We start from the raw sequence: 22,660 nt of genomic DNA, 5'->3' as shown, positions 1-22,660 counted from the left end.
CCTGCCTCCGTTCAGGTGGTGCGGGCGCAAGCTCAGGAGCTTCGCGCACCGCATGGCTCCGATGGTCCGTCGTCTTCCGTACAGCATCCTGACCTGGGTCATTGGCGCGATCCTGCTGGCCCTGTTCCTGGGGTCGATCCGCTTCGGAGGCCACCCCTTCGTTCCCAAGCCCGTCGGCAACATCTTCGCGACCTTCTCCGACCTGTTCAGCCAGTTCCTCAGCTTCGCCATCCCGCTCATCATCATCGGGCTCGTGACCCCTGCCATCGCCGACCTGGGGCGCGGCGCCGGCAAGTGGCTCGGCGTCACCACGGCCCTGGCCTACACCTCCACCCTCTTCGCCGGCTTCCTCACCTTCCTGGTGTGCGCCGCCACCTTCCCCCGCCTGCTCGCCGGAACCTCACTGGCTGACGTAGCCAAGCCCGAAGGGGCCCTGAGCAGCTACTTCACCGTGGAGATGCCTCCGGCTGTCGAGGTCATGACCGCTCTGCTGCTCTCCTTCGTCCTGGGCATCGGCCTGTCCATGGTGCCCCGGGGCGTCCTGCGCAAGGGCTTCATCGAGTTCCGGGCCATCATCACCCGCCTCATCGAGCGGATCATCATCCCGCTGCTGCCCCTGCACATCTTCGGCATCTTCCTCAACCTCACCTACACCGGTGCGGCCGGGGCGGTGATGAAGGCGCTTCTGCGCGTCGTCGTCGTGGTCCTCATCCTCGAGGTCGTCATCCTGGGCATCCAGTTCGTTGTCGCCGGAGTCGTTGGCCGCCGCAACCCGCTCAGGGCTCTGGTCACCATGATTCCGGCCTACCTGACGGCACTGGGCACGTCCTCCTCGGCGGCCACGATCCCGGTCACCCTGCGCCAGACCAAGAAGAACGGCGTCTCCGACGCCGTGGCCTCCTTCACCGTCCCCCTGTGCGCCACGATCCACCTGGCGGGATCGACCTCGAAGATCTTCTCCTTCGCCTTCGCCATCGTCCTCACCCAGGACCTGCACGTGAGCACCGCCCAGTGGGTCGGTTTCATCTTCATGCTCGGCATCACGATGGTGGCGGCGCCGGGCGTGCCCGGAGGCGCCATCATGGCGGCCACCGGTCTGCTGTCCTCCATGCTCGGCTTCAACGACCAGCAGGTGGCCCTCATGATCGCCACCTACATCGCCCTGGACTCCTTCGGCACCGCCACGAACGTCACCGGTGACGGCGCCATCGCCATCATCGTGGATCGCATGGCGGGTGGCTCCGTCAACGACGAGGGCGACCCGGAGAACGTTCGCGAGCTCTCCTTCGACGGCATGGCCTACCTCCATGCGGTCAGCGTCGAAGGGGTTGTCAGCCCCGAGGAGCTGGAGGCCTCCGCCGCCGCCCGCTCCAGCGAGTAGAACGGCAGCCACCCGATCGGGCGCCGAGAGTCACCGGAACTCTCGGCGCCCGATCTGTGCATCCGTCAGTGGCCGCGGGCGGTCAGGATGCGCAGCGCTCCGGGCTCGGCCAGGAGCTTGGCCGGCGGACCGGCCTGCACCACCGTCCCGGCGTCCATGACCACGACGTGGTCGGCCTGCTCGGACCACTGCAGGCGGTGGGTGATCTCGATGATCGTGGCCTGCGGCAGGTAGGTGCGCACCCCGATCCGTACCCGCTCATCCAACTCGGGGTCCAGGTGAGAGGTGAACTCGTCCAGGATGAGTACTCCGGGGTTGGCGAGGAGGGCTCGCGCCAGCGCCAGACGCTGTCGCTGGCCTCCGGACAGGGACTGCCCGCGTTCGCCCACAAGGGTGTCGTAGCCGTCCTCGAGGGCCTCGATGTCCTCATCGATGCAGGCGGCCCGGCAGGCCCGGACCACCTGCGCGTCACTGGCCGCCGGCGCCGCCAGACGCACATTGTCCGCGATGGTGGCACGCATGAGGTGGACCCTCTGATCCACCATGCCGATCTCCTGGTAGAGGCTGATCGCCCGCAGGTCGGCCACGTCCTGGCCGTCGATGAGGATGCGGCCCGAGTCCGGCTCGTCGTACCGCATGGCCAGCTGGGCCAGCGTCGACTTGCCCGATCCAGAGGCCCCCACGATGCAGGTCCACTTGCCGGCCCTGGCCCTGACACTTACTCCGCGGACGGCCTGCGCGGCGGTGTTGGGGTAGGAGTAGGTGACGTCCTGCCACAGGACCTCATGCGAGATACCGCCGGTTAGCTCTTGATCGCCGTCGCGTACCTCCACCGGGGCGTTGACGACCTCCCACACCCTTTCGGCCGAGGCGAAGGAGGCGTTGAGCGCGCCGGCGAGCTCCTCGACGCCGCGCACGGTCTCGCTCATCCGCAGCACCGCCGCCGCGGCGGCCGCAAGCAGGGGGACGCCCGCACCGCGGCCGGTGGTGGGCAGCATCGCCCCCACCACGACGACGGCGATCGGCGCGGTCAGGCTCGCCATCTGGTTGACGCCCCGGCGCACGGAGGCCCACTGGCCCACGGGCCGTGAGGCGCCGGCGATCTCGGCGTCGATCCTGGCCATCTCGTCGAGACGCTCCCGGCTGCGTCCGTACCCGACGACCTCGCTCATGCCTTGGACGGTGTCGGTGACGTGCTGGGTGAGGTCCGCCCGCGCCGCCGAGCTGGATCGGGAGGCCTCCAGGGAGGCGGTGAATCCCAGACGGGGCATGATGAGCAGCTGGAGCGCCACGAAGGGGAGCACGGTCAGGGCCACCAGCCAGGACACCTTGAGACCGATGACCGCGAGCACCACGAGCGGGGTGATGACGGCGGAGACCGCCGGGGCGAAGGTGTGGGCGAAGAAGACCTCGATGCGGTCCACGTCCTTGGTGGCTCGCGACAGCAGGTCGCCCGAGCGGGAGGTCGCACTGACCCGGGGCGAGCGGGGGATGAGCGAGCGGAAGATCTGCCCCCGCAGCAACTCGAGGGCCTTGAAGGCCACCAGGTGGCCCAGGAACTGCTCGGCGTAGCGCAGGGCGGCCTTGAGTATCGACAGGCCCGCCATGACGGCCAGCACCGGCCAGACGGCCGGCAATGGTGCGCCGCTCGTCGTCGCCAGTCCCATCGAGGTCACGGCGTAGGCCCCCAGGGCAAACAGGGACACGCCGCTGAGCAGGTCGATGGTGCGGCACAGGGTGGAGCCCAGCAGCGGCGACAGCACCGGGCGGGTGACATGAAGCAGCCAGCGAACCAGCACCGTGCGCGACGGCCGCTGCGGCCCTGAGGCCCCGTCGTGCCCGCTCGCCGCGTTCTCAGTCGGTGCGCCGACGTCGTGCGGCCGGGCCGCCGGCGAGCGTCTGGTCCGGATCATGACCGCGCCTCCCCGCTCTGCGCGGTGGCCGCCCCGTCGGAGGTTCCGCCTTCGTGAGCGTCGTCGGCGTCGCCGGTGCCGGCCGGTACCTTGGCCGTACCCGCCTCGTGAATCCCGCGGGCCGCGACCCTGACGATCCGGTCGGCGTTGACCAGCGCCCCCTCGCGGTGCGAGATGGTGATGACGGTGCGGCCCTGGGCCAGTTGCTCGATGGACTCGACGATGGCGGCCTCGCTGGCCAGGTCCACCTGGCTGGTGGGCTCGTCCAGCAGCAGTAAGGGGCGGTCGGCCAGTACCGCGCGTGCGAGCGACAGGCGCTGGGCCTGCCCGCCGGAGAGCCCCAGTCCGGCCTCACCGACCTGCGTCTCCAGCCCCGCGGGCATGAGCGCGACCTCCTTGTCGAGACGGGCTGCTTCCAGGGCGTGCCACATCTGCGACGGCGTCGCATAGGGCTGGGCCAGGCGCAGGTTGTCCGCGATCGTCCCGGTGAACAGCCACGTCGTCTGCGCCACCAGGGCGGAGGCCTCGCGCACCTCGTCCTGAGTGGCGGCGGTGAGCTCGGCTCCCTCGACGCACAGCGAGCCCGCGCTGGGCAGCAGGTTCCCTGCGAGCATCGCCATGAGCGTCGATTTTCCCGCACCCGAGGGGCCCACGACCGCTAGGTGCTCACCGCGCCGCACGACCAGATTCACGCCCTCGAGCACCGGCTCCTCGTCCCAGGTGGCCGCGACGTCGTCGAGCACGACGACGTCCTGTGCCGTCGCGCCAGCCGGGGTACCCGCCTCCGGGCGGGCACTCGGCGCGGACCGGGGTAGGGGCCGCGCCAGAATCCGGCGGATGGCGCGCTGATTGGCCATGCCTCCCATCCCCACGTAGAAGAAGGCGCCCACGTGGTCGAGCGGCTCCAGGAGCACGTAGGAGGTCAGGACGATCGCCAGTGCATCGCCGACGCCGATCGCTCCGCCCGACAGGCGCACGAGGGCCATCCCCGCGGCCACGGTGATGAGGAACAGGGAGAACAGGCTGTCGGTGAGCAGGATGACGAGCTGGTTTCCCGCCAACAGGCCCATGACGGCGCGCCGGTTCGTCTCCCCCTCCAGGCGCAGGCGGGCGCTGATGCGCTCGGCCGCCCGGGCCAGGGTGAGGGTCCGCAACCCCTGGATGGCGTCGAGGTACTCGGCGGCCAGACGCGTGCGCGCACGCCTGGAGTCCGACGACGATGCCCGCAGACGCGAGTGGCAGAAGGTGATGAAGACCGGTACCACGATGACGGCCACCCCCAGAATCACGGCGGGTGCGACGTCGACCGCCGCGGCCAGCTCGATGAGCACCAGTAGGGGCGCCGCCGCTGCGGCCAGAGTGGGGGCGAGGAAGGTCTGACGGTAGAGGGCCACGCGCTCGGCGCCGTCGGTCAGGAGGGAGGCGGTGGCGCCGCTGCGCACGTCGGCGGCGCGCGCCGGCCCCAGGCCGAGCAGATGGGCTAGCGTGAGCCGGCGCAGGTGGACCTCCTCGCTGAGCGCGCTGGAGCGGGCGACCCGCTGGGCCAGCAGCTGACAGATGGCGCTCAGGACCGCTGCGGCCAGTGCCTGGGCCAGCAGGCCCGCCGCAGGCGAGGAGACCAGCAGGGCCCCCAGGGCGCGCCCGGTGGAGATGAGGCACCAGCCCGAGCCCAGGGCACCCAGCAGCGTCAGACCGAAGGAGACGGCGCCCGAGCGGCGCCCGCCGGACGAGGAGATTCGGGCCAGGGGCTTAGAACCCCGACGCAGCGGCGCCGGGAGAAGTACGGGGGATCGGCGTGAGCTCATCACGGTCCTGGAGGCGAGAAGCGGGCTGGGGGAGGGCCCCAGAGTATCGATCGAGACGGGGTGCTGTCAGGACCGGGACGGATCACGCCTGGATCACCGGGCGCCAGCAGGATATCCACCACTGTCGGCCAAGGAAGTGGTGAGAGTCACGAAACCTTGCGGATCGCTGTGTTCACCTGCGCGTACGTCATAGCGTTGTCTTGCCGGGCTGCCGCCTGCGGCCCGCGACGACACACGTCTCGAAGGAGTCCTCGATGGCAAATGCTCCCGTCAATATCACCATCACCGGTGCCGCCGGCAACATCGGCTATGCGCTGCTGTTCCGCATCGCCTCCGGAGCCCTGCTCGGCCCGGACCAGCGCGTCAACCTCCGCCTGCTGGAGATCCCGCCGGCCATCAAGGCCGCTGAGGGCACCGCCATGGAGCTGTTCGACTCGGCCTTCCCGACCCTGGGCAGCGTCGACATCTTCGACGACGCGAAGGCCGCCTTCGAGGGCGCCAACATCGCCTTCCTCGTGGGGTCTATGCCCCGCAAGGCTGGCATGGAGCGCGCCGACCTGCTCTCCGCCAACGGCGGCATCTTCGGTCCCCAGGGCGAGGCGCTCAACGCCGGCGCCGCCGACGACATCAAGGTGCTCGTCGTGGGCAACCCCGCCAACACCAACGCCCTCATCGCCGCCTCCCACGCCCCCGACATCCCCGCCTCGCGCTTCACGGCCATGACCCGCCTGGACCACAACCGCGCCCTGGCCCAGCTCGCCACCAAGGCGGGCTGCCACGTCACCGACATCGACAAGGTCACCGTCTGGGGCAACCACTCCTCCACCCAGTACCCCGACCTGACTCACGCCACCGTCAAGGGCGCCCCCGTCACCGACATCCTGGCCGATCGTGCCTGGGTCGAGGGGGACTTCATCCCGACCGTCGCCAAGCGCGGCGCCGCCATCATCGACGCCCGCGGCGCCTCCTCGGCCGCCTCGGCCGCCTCGGCCGCCATCGACCACGTGCACGACTGGGTGCTGGGCACTTCGGGATCCTGGACCTCCTCCTCGGTCATGTCCGACGGCTCCTACGGCGTGCCCGAGGGCATCATCTCCTCCTTCCCCTGCACCTCGGAGAACGGCGAGTGGAAGATCGTCCAGGGTCTGGAGATCGACAACTTCTCCCGTGGCAGGATCGACGCCTCGGCGGCCGAACTCGTCGAGGAGAAGAACACCGTGGCCTCCATGGGGCTGATCTGAGCGCTCTGAGCCATCCGGCTCGGCGCTCGGGTTCGGCCTGAGAGCGTGCTGGGCCGCCTCGTCCACAGTCTGTACAGACCACTCGGCGCCACTGAGCCTGTTCAGCGCTCACCAGGTCCTCGCTGCTTACTGAGCAGCGAGGACCTTTTTTCATGCTCGCGACGCACAGGCTGCTGGTTGAACCATTGCCATTACTGGTATAGACCTGTGGCGGTCGACCGGAATAATGATTGTTTGCGCAATATATGTTTGAGTTTCGCTCAACTTAGGTCTACTCTCTGCCCTGTTGAGATCAGATGACTGGATGACATCTCCTCTCACCACCCGCGGCGACGGTGCCGTGGACATGAAACAACGTCGTTTCTAAGGAGCAGTCCCATGCGTCCCACCCACTACCTCTCCCGCCGCGCCGTGCTGGCGGGGCTGGGAACCACTGCAGTCGCCGCCACCCTGGCCGCCTGCGCGACCTCCGGCAGCTCCGGCTCGAAGTCCGGTGGAGCCGCCGGCGAAGGGGACGCCAGCCAGGTCGACGTCGTCACCTGGTGGTCGGCCGGCTCGGAGAAGCTCGGCCTGGATGCCCTGGTCAAGGTCTTCAATGAGCAGTTCCCCAAGACGAAGTTCGAGAACAAGGCCGTCTCCGGCGGCGCCGGCAGCCAGGCCAAGCAGAAGCTCGCCGCGGACCTGGCCGCCAAGAACCCGCCGGACACCTACCAGGCCCACGCCGGTGCCGAGATCAAGGACCACATCGAGGCCGGCTACCTGCTGGACGTCTCCAGCCTCTACGAGGAGTTCAAGCTCAACGAGGCATTCCCCGCCGCGCTCATGGACCGCCTCAAGGACTCCGACGGCAAGATCTACTCGGTGCCCTCCAACATCCACCGGGCCAACGTCGTGTGGGCCTCGGTTCCCGCGCTCAAGGCCGCCGGGCTCGACCCGACCAAGCCCGCCACCACCATCGACGCCTGGATCGCAGACATGGAGAAGGTCAAGGCCGCCGGCCTGACGCCCATCACCATGGGCATGGCCTGGACCCAGCTCGAGCTGCTCGAGACCATCCTCATCGCCGACCTGGGTGTGGACGCCTACAACGGGCTCTTCGACGGCAAGACCGACTGGGGCGGCGCCGAGGTCACCAAGGCGCTCGAACGCTACAAGACGATCGTGGGCTACACCGACTCCTCTCTCTACACCGAGGACTGGGAGCCCGCCATGAAACCCATCATGGATGGCAAGGCCGCCTTCAACGTCATGGGCGACTGGGCAGTGGCCGGCTTCGACGCCGCCGGAAAGAAGGCCGGAGAGGATTACGTCTACTTCCCGGTCCCGGGCACCGACGGCATCTTCGACTTCCTGGCCGACTCCTTCACCCTGCCCGACGGCGCCAAGCACCCCGGCGGAGCCAAGAACTGGCTCAACGCGATCTCCTCCAAGGACGGCCAGATCGCCTTCAACACCGTCAAGGGCTCCATCCCCGCCCGCACGGACCTCACCGACGAGGAGAAGGGCAAGTTCTCCGAGTACCAGCGCTCGGCCATGGAGTCCTTCGCCAAGGACAAGATCGTCTCCTCCATTGCCCACGGCGCGGCCCTGCCGGCCAAGGCCACCAACGCGATGAACGATGCCCTGACCAAGTTCGCCCAAGGCGCCTCCGACGTCACCGCGCTCCAGGCGGATCTCAAGGCCGCTGCCGCCTCCTGATCGGCTCTTCGGGGGCGGGAACGGGCCGCGCGTCCGCACCGGTTCGTTCCCTTCCCCGGGCCGCTCGCCCACCGGATGACCGGTGGACACGACCACTGCGGGCCGATCCGCCCGCCACAACACATCAGGAGAAACACGTGAGCACCAAGAGCGTCCCAGTGCGGCGCCGTCGGGCGAGCTGGAGGCAGTGGGGACCCGGCCTCCTGCTCATCTCGCCCTCGATCCTCCTCGTCGGCGTCTTCGTCTACGGGATGATCGGGATCAACATCAATACCTCCCTGCTGGACATGCACACCGCGGGCCAGGTCTCCGGGCGCAGGGGGACCACCGTCGTCGGGCTGAGTAACTTCACGGCCCTGTTCGGCAACCCCGACTTCCGGCACTCCTTCGTCAACCTCATCCTGTTCACCATCACCTTCCTGGCCGGCACCCTCGTGGTCGGCTTCCTATGGGCCTGGCTCTTGGACCGCCCCATCAAGGGGGAGGGGATCTTCCGTTCCATCTTCCTGTTCCCCATGGCCGTGTCCTTCGTGGCCTCCGGCGTGGTGTGGAGGTGGCTGCTCAACTCTGCCCAGGGCGAGCAGGCCTCGGGACTCAACCGCCTCTTCGAGATGACGGGACTGAGATTCCTGGAGAACTCATGGACCCAGAACACCACCTGGGGGATCCTGGCCATCGCGCTGCCGGCCGTGTGGCAGCTGGCCGGATACGTCATGGCCCTCTTCCTGGCGGGCTTCCGCGGCATCCCCGACGACCTGCGCGAGGCCGCCCGGGTCGACGGCGCCAGCGAGTGGCAGCTTTACAAGTCGATCATCTTCCCCCAGCTGACGCCGATCGCCCTGAGCGCCGTCATCATCATCGGGCACATGTCCCTGAAGTCCTTTGACCTCATCATGTCGATCACCGACCAGCGGACCTACTCCACCAAGGTCCCGGCCATCGACATGTTCAACTTCATGACGGACAACGACTACTCCAACGCCGCCGCCGTCGGCACGATCCTGCTGGTCCTGGTCGCGATCGCCGTCATCCCCTATCTCATCCATGACGCCAAGGGCAGGAGGTGAGCGTCCATGGCACAGACTCTTCCAATGCGAGCGCCGCGCCGTCCCGGCTGGGGCCAGAGCGTCCGATTCATCCTGCTGCTGGCCTCGGTGATCCTTGTCCTCATCCCCGTCTATGTCCTGCTGGTCACCTCCTTCAAGGGATCCGCCGACGCCGACCCCTCCCGCACCTGGTACCTGCCCGAGGTCTGGGTCGCCAAGAACTGGGCCAACGCCTGGAACCAGCTCAGTGGCGGGCTGCTGCGCTCCCTGGCCCTGGTCATCCCCTCCTCGATCATCTCGGCGATGCTGGGCAGCGCCAACGGTTTCGTGCTGTCCAAGTGGCGCTTCCCCGGGGCCAACGTGGTCTTCACCCTCATCCTGTTCGGCATGTTCATCCCCTACCAGGCCGTCATGATCCCGCTCATGAGACTGGTGACCAGCGTCGAGGTGGGGTTCGGGATCCACACGCTGATCCTCATGCACGTGGTCTACGGCATCCCGATCACGACGCTCATCTTCCGCAACTACTACGAGACCATTCCGAACGAGCTCATTGAGGCCGCCCGGGTTGACGGGGCTGGCATGCTGCGCACCTACGCCTCGGTGGTCCTGCCGATCTCGGTACCCAGCTTCGTCGTCGTCCTCATCTGGCAGTTCACCTCCGCCTGGAACGACTTCCTGTTCGCCCTGTTCTTCGGTGGTGGGGCTCAGTCCGGGCCGGTGACGCTGGCACTCAACAACCTGGCCCACGGATCGATCCTGGCCGACTATGGGGCCTCCATGTCCGGAGCCCTCATCGCCTCTGTGCCCACCCTGGCGGTCTACATCCTGCTGGGCAAGTACTTCGTCGGAGGACTCATGGCCGGCTCGGTCAAGGGCTGAGGCCGGACGGTCTCCCGCCCCAGCTCCTGCGGGGCTCGCAGACACCCGCTATCGCTTCCGGCTCCCGTCCCCGGCTTGGGGGCGGGAGCCGGATGTGATGAGATCGGGGCATGGCACGTCGCAGATCCAAGCGCCCCTACGGGCGGGGGCACATCCCCTTGAGCATGGACCGTCTCGCCTCCGTGCCGCGCACCCAGACCGGTCCCGGCGGGGCCGATTTCACCGTGCGCTACCTGCGGGGCGGGGACAAGCCCTACACCTGCCCCGGCTGCCACCGCGTCATCCCCGCGGGCACCGCGCACGTGGTGGCCTGGACCAACGAGTCGCTCTTCGGGGCGGACCGGGGCCTGGAGGAGCGACGGCACTGGCACACTTCCTGCTGGGAGCGCCGTCTCTGGTAGTCGGGCCGAGGATGCGGCATGCGGGTCGGTCACACGAGCGGCTCGGGAGAGCGCTCCTCCCAGTCCGGCAGGAGGCGGTCCAGCGCGAAGCGCAGCGGCACGATGTCGCCATCGCGTCCGCCCTCGCCGATGGTCATCGGCACCGGCTGGCTCTCGGGCCTGACCCCGCGCAGGCGTTGGCTCAGGCTCAGCGGCATCGACAGGATGTAGAAGCGCCCCTGCGTGTCGATGCCGACGGTTTCGTCGGCCCTCAGGTACCAGCCGTGCAGCGGAGTGCGGGCGCTGCCACCGGAGTAGCCGCGCACTCGCAGCGCAACGGGCTCAAGGCCCTCGTCACGGGCGACCTGGAGGAAGAGGCCGATGATACGGGCGGCTCGGGCGTGCTCGGCATCCTGGCGCTCCCGGAGCATACGAGCCCGCTGGGCGGCCGCTCGACGACGCGACGCCGCCCAGTCGGAGTCCCCGCAGTCCCCGGTGTCTGAGGCGCTGGATGACTCGTCCCCGAACCGGGCGTCGTCGTCGGCTGTCACGATTGCGCCTCAGCGGCGCCCCTTGCCCTGACGGGGGTGACGGTTGCCGGCGTTGCCGGAGCCGCCCTGGTTCCTCCCGGGAGCCGGAACGCTCTCGATGCGACCGGAACCCCCCTTGGGCGCGTTCTTCTGAGCCGCCTGCGTGGATGCCTTCTTCTGGCCGCCACCCGAGGCCCCAGCTGTGTTCCCGGCCGGAGCGGGAGCCGAGGCGGCCGAGGGCGCAGAGGTGGCGCTGCTCGAGCTGGCGGCGTTGGCGCTACTGGCGGCGTTAGCGCTGCTGGCGGCCGCTGCCGGTTCCGCCGACGCAGCGGAGGACTGCTCCCGCGCCGGCTCCTGAGCCTCCTGGGGTAGAGCGACGACGTGGTCGCTGAAGGTGGGCGCCTGGGGCAGGGCACCGCCTAGGACGCCGCGCATCTCAGTGAGGTAGGCAGAGACCGAGTCGCGCTGGCGCTCGAGCTCCTGGAGCTGGCGGGCCGCAACCTGGGCGGTGACGTCTGCGTCGGCCCGGGCGTCGCCGACGATCTGCTCGGCCTCGATCCGGGCCTGCGCCAAGGTCTCCTCGGCCTGGGCGACGGCCTCCTCCTGACGCTTGCGGGCCTCGGCGTCGGTGCGTGCCCGGACCTCCTCGGCGCGGGACAGCGCCTCCTGCAGGCGCTCCTCAGCCTCCTGGGCCTGCATCTGGGCCTGCTCCTGCATCTCACGGATGCGCTCGCGGGTGGCCTCGTGGGCGTCGGAGTCCTCCTGGGCGGCCTGCTCGTGCGCCGCGGCGATCTCCAAGGTGGCCTGCTGACGAAGCTCGGTGGCCTCGGCTCGGGCGGCGGCGGCCTCATCGGTGGCCGAGCGGCGCAGCGTCTCGGACTCGTTGCGCGCAGAGGTGAGGATCTCCTCGGCCTCGCGCTGCGCCTTGCCGACGGTCAGCTCCGCCTCCTGCTTGGCGGCGGAGAGGATTTCCTCTGCCTTCGCCGTGGAGGTCTTGCGCAGCTCGTCGGCTTCGGCCGCGGCCGCCTCGCGGTTGGCGGTGGCGTCGCGCTCGGAGGTGATGGCGATCTCGGCCGCCTGCTTGCGGGCCTGGGACAGGACCAGTGCGGCCTCGCGCTCGGCGGAGGCCCGCATCTCGGTGACGGCCGCCTCGGAGTCGGCGGAGAGCTGGGCCGCCTTGCGCGAGGCGGAGGAGACGAGCTCCTGGGCGCGGGCCTCGGCGTTGGCCAAGGCGGTGGAGGCCTCCCCCTGGGAGCGGGAGCGCAGCTCGCTGGCCTCGCGTCGGGCGTCGGCGAGCAGAGTCGCCGCTTCCGAGGCGCTGCGCTCGGAGAGGTTCTTGGCGTTGGTGCGAGTGCGGGTCAGCAGGGCGTCGGCCTCGGCATTGGCCTTGGACAGGACGGACGCGCTCTGCTCCTCGGCGCTGCGCAGCAGCTGCTCGATCCGCGAACCCAGACCGGCGTAGGTCGGTTTGTCGGACTCTCGCAGCCGGCGCTGAGCGTCGGCCAGTTCGCCGGCCAGCGTCATGGCGCGCTGGTCAAGGCTGGCGACCTCACGACGCGCGTCGGCCAGCTGTCGCGAGAGCTGCTCCAGCTTCCGGTCGACCTGGGCGCGGTCGTAACCGCGCATCGTGATGGCAAACTCGCTGTATTCCTCAGCCACGTCGGGTTCCTCCTCCTGGCGAGCCGGGGACGCTCACCGCAGCCCAAGAGTAACGATTGGGTGTGATCGGGACGGTGGTCACGAAAGCGTGACGATACGCACAATCTAGCAGGTAGAGGTCCGGTTCTGAGCGCGATTGCCGGGGTTGCCGAGGATGCGTTCGGCAGCCGGACGGGTGCGGGTGGACCGCGCCGCCTCGTTTCTCCGAGCGTTCCTCCGGCTCCCGTCTGAGAACTGGTCAGGGCTTGGTGCCCGGCGGTGGTCTTTTCTGCCGACAGGTTTTCGGGAGAGATCGCTTCGCTCTGCGCGTGCTCCGTTGTGATTTTGCGCCGAGGTCAGTGCGTTCGTGGGGTCCGTCATGCGATTCTGGTGCCCGTCGGGCGCACGGTGAGCGCTCGTAGCGATGTCCGACACTTGTAGTCGGCCCTCGTCAACCGTGTCCGCGAGCATAGGAGATCCGCGTCGTGAGTCGACGTATCTTGAGCGTGGTGGTGACCGTCCTCGGACTGATCGTCGTCGCCCTGGCCGTCTGTTCGGCCACCATCTGGAAACCCAGCTCCAAGGTCGAGGCGACGCTCGCCTCCGGTCCTTCCCAGCCCTACGTCGTTACCGCTCCCGGAGTTCTCAGCAGTGCCGAGTCCGATGTCGCAGTGACCGCGAAGTCCTCCGACGGCAAGGACGTCCACCTTTTCGTCGCACGTGCGGCCGACGTCGAGGCCTGGCTGAGCCCCGACGCCGACAACGCTCTTCCCTATACGGTGGTCACCAGCATTGACGCCGACGCCGGCACCCTGGCCTCCAAGGACGAGACCCAGTACTGCCCCGATCCCTCCGCTACCCCGGCGGCCTCTGCCACTCCGGCGGCCCCCGCTACTCCGACCGCCTCCGCGGCGACCGCTTCTCAATCCTCCGCCTCCGCCCAGGCCGGGGCGACGTCGTCGGCCTCCGGGTCGCAGTGCTCGGAGCGCAAGGCCGGCGCCGTGAGCGCCTCGGGCTCCGACCTCTGGTTGGGGGAGAAGACCGGCGGCTCCTCAGTCACCTTCAACACCGCCGAGTCCGCCGATCGCGAGCTGCTGCCGCGCAAGAACCTCGACGAGCAGATCGTCGTCATGGCGTTGACCGACGGCAAGGCCAAGGCCCCTGCCCTGACCATCAGCTGGTCGCGGCAGGTCGAGACGCCCTGGTACTTCTACGGCGGTCTGGCCCTGGGCGGCCTGCTCGTGCTCGCGGGAGCCTTCCTGTTCTTCATTGATCTCCAGCTGCGTCGGGCCGATGTCGAGCGACGGACCCTTTCGGCCGAGCGCGCGGCCCGCATCGCCAATGCCGACTCCGTCTCCACGGAGGGCATTCCCCAGGTGGACGATCCCGACCGGCAGCTGACCCGCCGAGAGCTGAGGGACAAGGAACGGGCTGAGGCCTCCGGCGAGGCCTGGACCGACCCTCGCACCGGCCGCGTCTACCTCGACGGCATCGAGGCTCCCGCCGTTCCCCAAGCGCCCGAGATGCCCACGGCTGACGGCGGTGGCGATGGTTATGGTTATGGATTCGGCGGCTACGGAGAGAGCGGCATCGGGCAGGAGGAGCAGTCGGTCGCGGGGGTCGCCCGGGGCTCGTCGGTCGTCCCCGGCCTCGATGAGGAGGCCACTCAGCAGTACCGGGCCGCCCGTGGACTGGAGGGCCTCCAGGACGGCGAGGCGCTGGCGATCGCCTCGGATGATGCTGGTGCGTCGAGTGCGCCCGGATTCTCCGAGGCTTCCGCTCACGCCAGTCACGTGAACCACCACAGCCACGCGGCTCCGAGTGACGATCCGGCCCCTGAGCAACGTGAGGACCTCCCGGACTACTCTCGTTTCGCCCCGCAGGAGCATCACACCAGTCACGTGGCCGGTGACCCGCACGAGGAGCAGATTCTCGTCGAGAGCGACACAGCCGAGATCGAGGATGTGACGACGTCGGCCCAGCCCCAGGAGCCCGGTCTCCAGATACCCGACGGCCTCACCCAGCCCGAGGCACAGCCCTGGCCAGCCGCTGATCAACCCCAGCCCGAGGCGCAGTCCTGGCCAGCCGCCGACCAGCCCCAGCCCGAGGCGCAGTCCTGGCCGACCGCCGACCGGTCGGAGGCGACCAGTGTGCCGCAGGACCTGGTGGAGGTTGAGGAGGAGGTGCAGGAGCCTGCTTTCTCCGCGACCAGTCCCGCCGACTCGTCCGCGACGTCGACCACCGTGTCATGGCCCTCTTACTCTGATGGCGTTGAGCTGCCCCCTGCTGCTGACCCCGCCGCCATCCAGGCCGCCGCCGCCGAGCCCCTCGGCGAGCCCGATCCCACCGAGGACCCCCACAACCAGGAGCACGCATGAAGTCCACCCGTCGAGCCTTCCTGAGCGCGGGCGGTGCCTCCGCCCTCGCCCTGAGCCTGGCCGCCTGCTCGAAGTCGCAGAAAACCAAGACCGCCGCGACCCAGGCCTCCGGAACGCCCATCGCCGAGCCCGTCCTCAACGACAAGCAGCTCTCCGAGATTCTCCAGCGTGTCCAGGTCGGTCTGGAGACAGCGGACAAGGAGAAGAACGCAGAAAAGCTCAAGGAGGTCATGTCCGGTCCGGCTGCACGGATCCGTGCAGCCGAGTACGCCACGGCCTCCGCCAGCGGGAACAACGAGTTCATCCACCCCGTGACCACCAAGATCCAGGGCGGGGGAGTGGGCCAAACCGCTGGCTTCCCCCGCAACGCCGCGGCGGCCTCGGAGGGCGCCAGCCCCTCGATCCTGTCTCTGGAGCAGAACTCGGCGCGTGACCAGTTCAAGGTATGGGCCTGGGTACAGGGATTCTCGGAGCAGAAGAACATCCCCGTTCTGACCAAGCAGTCAGCTCAGCACGCCAAGCAGGTGACGGCGGACTCCGCAGGTCTGGTCGCAACCCCCAAGGCGGTGCTCGACGCCTATGTCGATGCGCTCAACAACCCCGAGGGCGAGAACGGCAAGGCCTTCCCCGATGACCTGCTGCGCCAGAAGATCCAGGCGACCCGCGCCACCAACCTCAGCTCTTTGGGCGAAGTCTCCGTGACGGCGACTGCCGGGGCGGACGGGTTCCAGGGACTCCAGATGGAGGAGGGCGACGGTGGGGCGCTGGTCTTCACGACCCTGACCTATACGGTCGTCTACAAGCGCACGGTCGACGGATCCGACCTGACCCTGCAGGGTGACGTCGCCGCCCTCATGGGCGGCAACCAGAAGATCATCGGCACGGTCACCGCCACCTACGACTCCATGGTCGCCTTCGCCATCCCCAAGGAGGGCAGCAGCGAGAAGGCGACGATCCTGGGAGCGGAGACCGCACTGATCAAGGTGGACCGGGACGACTCCCAGACACCTGCCCCCACGGCCTCGGCGTCGGCCAGGCCGTCCTGAAACACCACCGCTGCTCGGCCCGATTCCGCGACGATCCTCGGAGTCGGGCCGCCGGCGCGCTCGGGCCTCTGACCGCAGGGCGAGGCTTGTCGGCCTCGTTGGCCCTGAAAGACAACAAAAGACCCTGATTAATGAAGCAACCGGGCTGTGGCCCGAGGAAGGCAACCTGTCAATGAGCATGTTCGGCGCCGTCGACCTATCCAGTTTCACCCCCGCCTCCAAGCCCGCCGGCTCCAGCTCCGGGGCCTCGGCGCAGGCCTCCAGCGACTCCGGTGGTGCCGGAGGCCCAGCGGCTGCGCTTGTGGTCGACGTCGACGCCTCCAGCCTGCGCGATGTGGCCGAGCTCTCCGCCCGGGTCCCCGTCATCGTCGTCCTGCACAGCCCACGCAGCCAGGTCAGCACCGATCTCGCCGCCGTTCTGGAGCGGCTCGCGGGGCAGTACGCCGGCCGCTTCCAGGTGGCTCGCGTAAACGTCGACGCCGCCCCGGAGGTCGCTCAGGCGCTTCAGGCGCAGGCCGTTCCCACGGTCGTGGCCCTCATCGCCGGGCAGCCGGTGCCGATGTTCCAGGGCACGGTTCCCGAGGAGCAGCTGCGCTCGATCCTCGATCAGCTGCTGGAGGTGGCGGCAGCCAACGGTGTCAGCGGCACCATCGCCGTCGACGCGGCGGCCGGTGCAGACGCCCGATCCAGGGAACCCGAGGAGACCGAGGTCGAGCGCGCAGCCCGTGAGGCCCTCGAGGCCGGCGACTTCGCCGCCGCCGAGGAGGTCTACACCCACGCCATCGCTCAGAATCCGGGCGATGAGGAGCTCAAGGTCGCCCGCAACCAGGTGCGCCTCGCGGCCCGCCTGGACGGCAAGGACCCCCATGAGCTACTCGTGGCGGCCGACGCCGAGCCTGCCGACCTCGAGGCATCCCTGGCCGGGGCCGACGCCGCCCTGTCCCTCGGTGACGTCAACGCCGCCCTCGGCCGGGCCCTGGAGGCCGTGCGCACCCACCAGGGGGAGGAGCGCGAGACGGCTCGCCTGCGTCTGCTCGAGTTCTTCGAGATCATCGGCCCCACAGCCCCGGAGGTCGCCCAGGCCCGCCGCCGCCTGGCCACCATGCTCTACTGAGCGCCTGTCGCGCGCCCGCCCCAACAGACGCGACGCCCCCTCACCGTGGTGGTGAGGGGGCGCTCGCGTCTGTGGCTTGAGGATCAGGCGATCGGTTCGGGGTCGATCTTCCAGACCTCGCGGGCGTAGTCGCTGATGGTGCGGTCGGAGGAGAATCGGCCCGAGCGGGTGATGTTCACCCAGGCCCTGCGCTGCCAGGCGCGGGTGTCGGCGTAGTCGGCCGCCATGGCGTCCTTGGTCTCGCGGTAGGAGGCGAAGTCGCCCAGGACGTAGTAGACGTCGGCCGGCTCGTAGGAGGGCTCCAGGAGGCTGCGGCGCAGGTCGGCGAACCAGCCCGAGCCGTTGTCATCGAGGGTGCCGTCGGTGAAGGCGTCCAGGACGCGCTTGAGGCCGGGGACGTGCTCGTAGTGCCACACCGGGTCGTAGCTCTCGCGCAGGCCGGGCAGCTCGTCCTCGGTGGCGCCGAAGATGTAGGCGTTGTCATCACCCACTGCCTCGAGGATCTCCACGTTGGCGCCGTCGAGCGTGCCCAGGGTCAGGGCTCCGTTCATCATGAACTTCATGTTGGAGGTTCCCGAGGCCTCCTTGCCGGCCATCGAGATCTGCTCGGAGACGTCGGCGGCCGGGATGATGTGCTCGGCCGGGGAGACGTTGTAGTTGTGGACGAAGACGACCTTGAGGGTCTTGGAGACGACCGGGTCGTTGTTGACCAGCTCGGCGATGGCATTGATGAGCTTGATGACGCCCTTGGCCCGGATGTAGCCGGGAGCCGCCTTAGCCCCGAAGATGAAGGCCCGCTTGGGGACCTCCAGACTCGGGTCCTGCTTCATGCGGAAGTAGAGGTCCAGGATGTAGATGGCGTTGAGCAGCTGGCGCTTGTACTCGTGGAGGCGCTTGATCTGGACGTCGAAGATCGCCTCGGGGTCGATCTCGACGCCCTCGCGCTGGGCGATCCAGGCGGCGAAGTCCACCTTGTTGGCGTGCTTGATCTCCGCCAGGCGATCGTAGACGGAGTCGTCGACGGAGTCGGTGAAGTCGCCCAGGACGGTGAGGTCCTTGACCCAGGCGTCCGAGCCGGTGACCTCATCCAGAAGCGCAGACAGCCTGGGGTTGCACTGGCGCAGCCAGCGGCGGGGGGTGACGCCGTTGGTCTTGTTGTTGAAGCGCTCGGGCCAGATGGCGTGCCACTCGCCCAGGGTCTCGCGCTTGATGATCTCGGTGTGGAGCGCAGCCACGCCGTTGATGGAGTAGGAGGCGTAGCAGGCGATCCAGGCCATGCGCACCGTGTTGCCGGAGACGGGGGCCATGTAGTCGATGGTGCCCTGGTCCAGGCCGCGTTCGGCCATCTCGACGCGGAAGCGGCGGTCGATCTCGCGGACGATCTCGGTGATGCGCGGGAAGAGGCGGTCGAAGATGGAGATCTCCCAGGTCTCCAGGGCCTCGGCCAGCACCGTGTGGTTGGTGTAGGCGAAGGTCTTGGTGACCACGTCCCAGGCCGCCTCCCAGCCCAGGTGGTGCTCGTCCATGAGGATGCGCATGAGCTCGGGGATGGCGAGCACCGGGTGGGTGTCGTTGAGCTGGATGGCGTTGTAGTCTGCGAAGCCGGACAGGTCTTCGCCGTGGTGGGTGACGTAGTTCTCGACGATCTGCTGGAGGGAGGCCGAGCAGAAGAAGTACTGCTGGCGCACCCGCAGGACCTTGCCCTCGTAGGTGGTGTCGTTGGGGTAGAGGACGCGGGAGATGTCCGAGGTGCGCTCGCGCTCGACGATGGCCTCGGTGAAGCGCTGGGAGTTGAAGGCGTCGTAGTCGAACTCCTCGACCGGCTCGGCCTTCCACAGGCGCAGGTTGCCCACGTTCTTGGTGCCGTAGCCGGTGATGGGCATGTCGTAGGGGATGGCGCGCACGGTCATGTCCCGGTAGCGCACCAGGCGCTGGGCCTCCTCGTGGCGGATGACGAAGGGGTAGCCCTCCTCCATCCAGGGGTCGGGGTGCTCGGTCTGGAAGCCGTCCTCGAAGACCTGCTTGAACAGGCCGTAGCGGTAGAGGATGCCGAAACCGTTGACCGGCAGGTCCAGGGTGGCGCAGGAGTCCAGGAAGCAGGCGGCCAGGCGGCCCAGCCCGCCGTTGCCCAGGGCGGCGTCGGGCTCCTGCTCCAGGACATCGGAGAGACTCACGCCGAAGGAGCCGACGGTCTCACGGGCCTCATCGATCATGCCCAGGTTGGACAGGTTGTTGAGCAGGGCGCGGCCCATGAGGAACTCCGCGGAGAAGTAGTGCTCCTGGCGTCCGGCGCTGTACTTCTGCTCAGTGGCGTACCAGTCGTCCGCGATGGTGTCGACGACGGCGGCGGACAGGCCCTGCCACACCTCCATGAGGGTGGCCGCGCTAGCGGGTCGACCAGATACGGCGCGCACCTGCGCGGGGGCGCTCGTGACCAGCTTCTGTGTCATTCTTCTTCCCTTGTCAGGCTTCGTGGTCGCCGACTGCAAGATTCTTGCAGCGGACTGAAAACAAGCGTACATCGACGAGGGTCGGGCCGTCCGGTCTGCGCGGGGAGCACAAGGCGCCGGAGGCCGCGCTCCTGTGCGAGACAGGGCCCAGACTACCGGCTCACAGGCGATAGTGCCGGGCGCAGATCGAGGTCGTCATCATCCTCGGCATCCAAGGATACGCGGTGGGGCGGGAGGCTCTTCGCCTCCCGCCCCACCGCGTCATACGGTCTCAGATCGTGATGGCCTGTCAGATCGGGTTCGTACGGGACGGTGTCAACCCGTGCCTGCCCGTCTCAGTCCTGAACCGGGCGCAGGAAGACCGCGCCCATCGGGGGGACCCGCAGCCGCACCGAGGCTGGGCGCCCGTTCCAGGGCAGGTCCTCGGCCTCGACGTGGCCCAGGTTGCCCACGCCGGAGCCGCCGTACTCCTCGGAGTCGGTGTTGAGGACCTCCTCCCAGTCCCCGGCGAAGGGCAGGCCCACCCGGTAGCCCTCATGGGGGGTGCCGGCGAAGTTGATGATGCAGACCATGAGGTCGGCCTTGCCGTCGGCGTCGGTTCCCTTGCGCAGGTAGGACAGGACGTTGTGGTCGCCGTCGCCGGCCTCGATCCACTCGAATCCCCGGTGGGAGAAGTCCTCCGACCACAGGGCGGGCGAGTCGAGATAGAGGCGGTTGAGGTCGCCGACCAGGGCGAGCAGGCCCTGGTGGCCCGGGTCGTCCAGGATCCACCAGTCCAGGGAGTTGTCCGCGTTCCACTCGGTCCCCTGACCGAACTCCTGGCCCATGAACAGCAGTTGCTTGCCGGGGTGGGACCACTGATAGGCGTACAGGGCGCGCAGACCCGCCAGCTCCTGCCAGGGGTCTCCGGGCATCTTGGACAGCAGGGAGCCCTTGCCGTGGACGACTTCGTCATGGCTCAGCGGCAGGATGAACTGCTCGGAGAAGGCGTAGACGAGTGAGAAGGTCAGCTCGCCGTGGTGATAGCGGCGGTTGACCGGGTCCTCGGCCAGGTAGCGCAGGGTGTCGTTCATCCACCCCATGTTCCACTTCAGGCCGAAGCCCAGGCCGCCGTACTCGGTGGGGGCGGTCACGCCCGGCCAGGCCGTGGACTCCTCGGCGGCCATGATGATGCCGGGGTTCTTCCGGTAGGCGGTCGCGGTGGCCTCCTGCAGGAAGCTGATGGCCTCCAGGTGCTCGCGGCCGCCGAACTGGTTGGGGTGCCACTGGCCGTCCTGGCGCGAGTAGTCCAGGTAGAGCATGGAGGCCACGGCGTCGACGCGCAGACCGTCGGCGTGGAACTCCTGGAGCCAGTACAGGGCATTGGCGACCAGGAAGTTGCGCACCTCGTTGCGGCCGAAGTTGAACACGTAGGTGCCCCAGTCGGGGTGTTCACCGCGCTGCGGGTCGGGGTCCTCGTAGAGCGCGGTGCCGTCGAAGCGGGCCAGGGCCCACTCGTCCTTGGGGAAGTGGGCGGGCACCCAGTCCAGGATGACGCCGATACCGGCCTGGTGGAGCTGGTCCACCAGGTAGCGGAAGTCATCCGGGGTGCCGAAGCGCGAGGTGGGCGCGTAGTAGCTGGTGACCTGGTAGCCCCAGGACCCGCCGAAGGGGTGCTCGGCCACTGGCAGGAACTCGACATGGGTGAAGCCGGCCTCCTTGACGTAGGGGACCAGCTCCTCGGCCAGGCCGCGGAAGCCCAGGCCCTGGCGCCACGAGCCGATGTGAACCTCGTAGATACTCATCGGGCCGTTGTGGGGGTCGGTGGTGGCGCGCTTGGCCATCCAGTCCTGGTCCCCCCACTCGTGGAACTGGTCGGTGACCACCGAGGCGGTGGCCGGGGGGACCTCGGTGGCCCGGGCCATCGGGTCGGCCTTCTGGTGCCAGGATCCGTCGCCGAAGCAGATCTCGAACTTGTAGCGGGCGCCTACGCCGACGCCGGGGACGAAGAGCTCCCACACGCCGGACGAGCCCAGGGAGCGCATGGCGGTGGCGGTGCCGTCCCAGTAGTTGAAGTCGCCGACGACGCGCACGGCGCGGGCGTTGGGGGCCCATACCGCGAAAGCGGTTCCCTCGACCTCGCCCATGGGGCCGTCGTAGCGCTTGATATGGGCGCCCAGAACCTCCCACAGCTCCTCGTGGCGGCCCTCGGAGATGAGGTAGGTGTCCATCTCGCCCAGAGTGGGCATGTAGCGGTAGGGGTCGTCGACGGTAGTGGTCTCGTCGCCGTAGGTGACCTCGATGCGGTAGTCGGGAACCTCCCGGCCCGGCAGGACCGCGACCCATACGCCGTCCTGCTCGTGGGTGGCCGGGTAGGTGCCCTCCTTGGTGACGACGACGACGTTGTCGGCCAGGTGGCGCACGGTGCGGACGGTCACTCCGTCCTCGCCCACGTGGGCGCCCAGAACCTCGTGCGGGTCGTGGTAGCGCGCGTAGGCGATGTCAGCCAGAACCCAGGGGTCCACGGGGACGGGGGCGAGGTCGGCCGGGGCTTGGGACCTGGGGGCGTTCTCAGGGGTGTTGGCACTCATACAGCAACTCTTCCATGCGTCGGTGATTAGCGGGTGCTTTTGGACGTCGAACCGTTGGGGATGATTGGGGATATAGAGATCGTTCTGTGCTCAGCCCTCCATGGGATCGTTCAGGACCGACGTGATTCCCGCCACGGGGATGCTCAGCCAGTCGGGACGGTTGCGGGCCTCGTAGACGGCCTCGTACAGGGCCTTGTCGAGCTCCAGGCAGGTCAGGACCGTCTGGCGCGAGTCCTCGTACGAGTCCTCGGCCTGTGCTGCCGCATGTGGGGCATGCGGGATGGTCTCGGGGGAGATCTCCCAACGCTCCTGGTGGTAGCCGTCTTCGAAGGCCGTGCGCACGGCGGCCAGCCAGTCGGCGTGGGAGGCTTCGCCGACGGCCGCGGCGTAGTCGAAGGAGCGCAGCATTCCGGCCACGTCCCGGGCCGGCAGGTCGGGATCGGAGCGCTGGGCCAGGGGACGCAGGGGCTCCCCCTCGAAGTCCAGGACGTACCAGCGCTGCTCGCCGTCGATCTCGTGGAGAACCTGTCCCAGGTGGTAATCGCCGTGGATGCGGGTGGCCGGTTCCAGGGCGTCCAGCGCCTCGAG

16 protein-coding genes are annotated in these 22,660 nt (G+C 68.6%); 9 read left to right on the top strand and 7 right to left on the bottom strand.

Going from position 1 to position 22,660, the window contains the following annotated elements:
* Positions 1-52: 52 nt before the first annotated feature.
* Entirely contained in the window at positions 53-1,381 is a 1,329-nt protein-coding gene (locus HMPREF0975_RS01845) for a dicarboxylate/amino acid:cation symporter (protein ID WP_049939344.1), read from the top strand.
* Positions 1,382-1,446: 65 nt separating this feature from the next.
* Here the strand turns inward: HMPREF0975_RS01845 and HMPREF0975_RS01840 are convergent, their stop codons facing one another.
* On the bottom strand, positions 1,447-3,294 hold the full coding sequence (locus HMPREF0975_RS01840) for an amino acid ABC transporter ATP-binding/permease protein (RefSeq protein WP_009232404.1): 1,848 nt from the start codon (positions 3,292-3,294) through the stop codon (positions 1,447-1,449).
* Entirely contained in the window at positions 3,291-5,099 is a 1,809-nt protein-coding gene (locus tag HMPREF0975_RS01835; RefSeq protein WP_009232403.1) for an ABC transporter ATP-binding protein/permease, read from the bottom strand. Before HMPREF0975_RS01835 ends, HMPREF0975_RS01840 begins: the two co-directional genes overlap by 4 nt.
* Positions 5,100-5,353: 254 nt before the next feature.
* On the opposite strand from HMPREF0975_RS01835, the gene HMPREF0975_RS01830 reads away from it, so the two are divergent.
* The 5 genes from HMPREF0975_RS01830 to HMPREF0975_RS01810 all read left to right on the top strand — a co-directional run bounded on the left by HMPREF0975_RS01830 (position 5,354) and on the right by HMPREF0975_RS01810 (position 10,367).
* Complete coding sequence (locus HMPREF0975_RS01830) at positions 5,354-6,340, top strand: malate dehydrogenase (RefSeq protein ID WP_009232402.1); 987 nt, start codon at positions 5,354-5,356, stop codon at positions 6,338-6,340.
* Positions 6,341-6,718: 378 nt separating this feature from the next.
* Positions 6,719-8,038: an ABC transporter substrate-binding protein gene (locus tag HMPREF0975_RS01825; RefSeq protein ID WP_009232401.1), complete on the top strand. Its 1,320-nt coding sequence runs from the start codon at positions 6,719-6,721 to the stop codon at positions 8,036-8,038.
* A 137-nt stretch (positions 8,039-8,175) separates the two neighbouring features.
* Positions 8,176-9,105 (top strand): carbohydrate ABC transporter permease, encoded by a 930-nt coding sequence (locus HMPREF0975_RS01820; RefSeq protein ID WP_009232400.1) that lies wholly within the window; start codon positions 8,176-8,178, stop codon positions 9,103-9,105.
* Positions 9,106-9,111: 6 nt separating this feature from the next.
* Entirely contained in the window at positions 9,112-9,966 is an 855-nt protein-coding gene (locus HMPREF0975_RS01815; protein ID WP_009232399.1) for a carbohydrate ABC transporter permease, read from the top strand.
* Between the two features lie 110 nt (positions 9,967-10,076).
* The gene (locus HMPREF0975_RS01810) at positions 10,077-10,367 is read left to right on the top strand and encodes a hypothetical protein (protein WP_009232398.1); all 291 of its coding nucleotides are present in this window, start codon (positions 10,077-10,079) and stop codon (positions 10,365-10,367) included.
* 29 nt (positions 10,368-10,396) lie between these two features.
* Here HMPREF0975_RS01810 and HMPREF0975_RS01805 read toward each other — a convergent pair whose 3' ends face one another.
* Both HMPREF0975_RS01805 and HMPREF0975_RS01800 read right to left on the bottom strand, forming a co-directional pair.
* Complete coding sequence (locus tag HMPREF0975_RS01805; protein ID WP_009232397.1) at positions 10,397-10,897, bottom strand: hypothetical protein; 501 nt, start codon at positions 10,895-10,897, stop codon at positions 10,397-10,399.
* Positions 10,898-10,906: 9 nt separating this feature from the next.
* A complete protein-coding gene (locus HMPREF0975_RS01800) occupies positions 10,907-12,535 on the bottom strand; it encodes a DivIVA domain-containing protein (protein ID WP_009232396.1) in 1,629 nt (542 codons plus the stop codon).
* A gap of 464 nt (positions 12,536-12,999) precedes the next feature.
* Here HMPREF0975_RS01800 and HMPREF0975_RS01795 point away from each other — a divergent pair, with 464 nt between their 5' ends.
* The 3 genes from HMPREF0975_RS01795 to HMPREF0975_RS01785 all read left to right on the top strand — a co-directional run bounded on the left by HMPREF0975_RS01795 (position 13,000) and on the right by HMPREF0975_RS01785 (position 17,052).
* Complete coding sequence (locus HMPREF0975_RS01795; RefSeq protein WP_009232395.1) at positions 13,000-14,892, top strand: hypothetical protein; 1,893 nt, start codon at positions 13,000-13,002, stop codon at positions 14,890-14,892.
* Positions 14,889-15,938 carry a hypothetical protein gene (locus HMPREF0975_RS01790; RefSeq protein ID WP_009232394.1) on the top strand — a complete coding sequence of 350 codons (1,050 nt, stop codon included), beginning with the start codon at positions 14,889-14,891 and terminating at the stop codon, positions 15,936-15,938. Before HMPREF0975_RS01795 ends, HMPREF0975_RS01790 begins: the two co-directional genes overlap by 4 nt.
* A 172-nt stretch (positions 15,939-16,110) precedes the next feature.
* Positions 16,111-17,052: a tetratricopeptide repeat protein gene (locus tag HMPREF0975_RS01785; RefSeq protein WP_009232393.1), complete on the top strand. Its 942-nt coding sequence runs from the start codon at positions 16,111-16,113 to the stop codon at positions 17,050-17,052.
* A gap of 83 nt (positions 17,053-17,135) precedes the next feature.
* Here the strand turns inward: HMPREF0975_RS01785 and HMPREF0975_RS01780 are convergent, their stop codons facing one another.
* The 3 genes from HMPREF0975_RS01780 to HMPREF0975_RS16530 all read right to left on the bottom strand — a co-directional run.
* Complete coding sequence (locus HMPREF0975_RS01780) at positions 17,136-19,502, bottom strand: glycogen/starch/alpha-glucan phosphorylase (RefSeq protein ID WP_009232392.1); 2,367 nt, start codon at positions 19,500-19,502, stop codon at positions 17,136-17,138.
* 335 nt (positions 19,503-19,837) lie between these two features.
* Positions 19,838-22,072 (bottom strand): 1,4-alpha-glucan branching protein GlgB, encoded by a 2,235-nt coding sequence (gene glgB / locus HMPREF0975_RS01775; RefSeq protein WP_009232391.1) that lies wholly within the window; start codon positions 22,070-22,072, stop codon positions 19,838-19,840.
* A gap of 90 nt (positions 22,073-22,162) precedes the next feature.
* The coding region (locus HMPREF0975_RS16530) for a phosphotransferase (RefSeq protein ID WP_009232390.1) at positions 22,163-22,660 on the bottom strand (498 nt) is incomplete at its 5' end.

Origin of the sequence: Actinomyces sp. oral taxon 849 str. F0330, assembly GCF_000239715.1 — a bacterium.
In the GTDB taxonomy this organism is placed as follows: Bacteria; Actinomycetota; Actinomycetes; order Actinomycetales; family Actinomycetaceae; genus Actinomyces; species Actinomyces johnsonii.
This window is presented reverse-complemented; position numbering and strand designations above follow the sequence as displayed.